Raw genomic sequence first — 1780 nt, 5'->3', positions numbered from 1 at the left:
TATGCTGATCGCTGCGTTGTGGGCTCGCGCGTGTCTCGGACGGAGTGGGCTCGCGCTCGATCACGCCGATGTGAATTCTTCGGCTGACGGTAAGAAGCCTGCCGCGCGTTCGCCACATCGACATCTGTCCGCGTTCGGAGCAACTCCACACATGACGAGCAGCACTGAGGCCACCTCGAGCACCCCGCAGGTAGCGGTCAACGACATCGGCTCCGAGGAAGAGTTCCTCGCAGCGATCGACCTGACCATCAAGTACTTCAACGACGGCGACATCGTCGAGGGCACCGTCGTCAAGGTCGACCGAGACGAAGTTTTGCTCGACATCGGCTACAAGACCGAGGGCGTCATCCCCTCGCGTGAGCTCTCGATCAAGCACGATGTCGATCCGGCGGATGTCGTCGAGGTTGGCGAGCACGTCGAGGCCCTTGTTCTCCAGAAGGAGGACAAGGAAGGCCGCCTGATCCTGTCCAAGAAGCGCGCTCAGTACGAGCGGGCCTGGGGCACGATCGAGAAGATCAAGGACGAGGACGGCATCGTCACCGGCACCGTTATCGAGGTCGTCAAGGGTGGTCTCATCCTCGACATCGGCCTGCGTGGCTTCCTGCCGGCGTCCCTGGTCGAGATGCGGCGCGTCCGCGACCTCCAGCCCTACGTCGGCCGCGAGCTCGAAGCGAAGATCATCGAGCTCGACAAGAACCGCAACAACGTGGTTCTGTCCCGCCGTGCCTGGCTTGAGCAGACCCAGTCCGAGGTTCGCCAGACGTTCCTCAACACCCTGCAGAAGGGTCAGGTCCGCAAGGGCGTCGTCTCCTCGATCGTCAACTTCGGTGCGTTCGTCGACCTCGGCGGCGTCGACGGTCTGGTTCACGTCTCCGAGCTCTCCTGGAAGCACATCGACCACCCCTCCGAGGTCGTCGAGGTCGGCCAGGAGGTCACCGTCGAGGTGCTCGACGTCGACATGGAGCGCGAGCGCGTCTCCCTGTCGCTCAAGGCGACGCAGGAAGACCCCTGGCAGCAGTTCGCCCGTACCCACCAGATCGGTCAGGTCGTCCCGGGTCGCGTCACCAAGCTGGTGCCGTTCGGTGCGTTCGTCCGCGTCGAGGAGGGCATCGAGGGCCTGGTCCACATCTCCGAGCTGGCCGAGCGCCACGTCGAGATCCCCGAGCAGGTCGTCCAGGTCGGCGACGAGATCTTCGTGAAGATCATCGACATCGACCTGGAGCGCCGCCGGATCTCGCTCTCGCTCAAGCAGGCGAACGAGGGTGCGATCGGCGCCGACGTCGAGTTCGACCCCACGCTGTACGGCATGGCGGCGACCTACGACGACTCGGGCAACTACATCTACCCCGAGGGTTTCGACTCCGAGACCGGCGAGTGGCTCGAGGGCTTCGACAAGCAGCGCGAGGAGTGGGAGCGGCAGTACGCCGAGGCTCAGACCCGCTTCGAGGCTCACAAGAAGCAGGTCGAGGAGGCCCGCAAGGCCGAGGCCGAGGCGGGCGAGGCTGCCCCCACGTCCTACTCCGGTGAGACCCCGTCCACCGGTGCCAGCAGCTCCAGCAGCGGCTCCTCCGCTCCGGCGGCGGGCGCCCTCGCCTCCGACGAGGCTCTCGCGGCCCTGCGCGAGAAGCTCGCGGGCGGCCAGAGCTGACCTGTGCGGTAGAAGTTCCAACGGAAGGGCCCCGCTCCGGCCCTCGGCCGAGCCGTCGTCCCGGGCTTCGAGGATGCCGCCCATGTCATCGCTCCACTGGACGAACTGGGAGAAGTCCTCGGCCGGGACGCC

At 66.0% G+C, this 1780-nt stretch carries 1 protein-coding gene; it reads left to right on the top strand.

Going from position 1 to position 1780, the window contains the following annotated elements:
• The first annotated feature begins 151 nt into the window (after positions 1–151).
• A complete protein-coding gene (gene rpsA, locus ABZ260_RS50700; RefSeq protein ID WP_355565755.1) occupies positions 152–1648 on the top strand; it encodes a 30S ribosomal protein S1 in 1497 nt (498 codons plus the stop codon).
• The last annotated feature ends 132 nt before the right edge of the window (positions 1649–1780 follow it).

This window comes from Streptosporangium sp. NPDC006013 (assembly GCF_040614275.1).
Taxonomy (GTDB): domain Bacteria; phylum Actinomycetota; class Actinomycetes; order Streptosporangiales; family Streptosporangiaceae; genus Streptosporangium.
Note: the sequence above shows the minus strand (reverse complement) of the source record. Positions and strands in the feature narration are given on the sequence as shown.

Coding starts and splice junctions, on each gene's coding strand:
- rpsA (WP_355565755.1), top strand. CDS start 152: ATGACGAGCAGCACTGAGGCCACCTCGAGCACCCCGCAGGTAGCGGTC.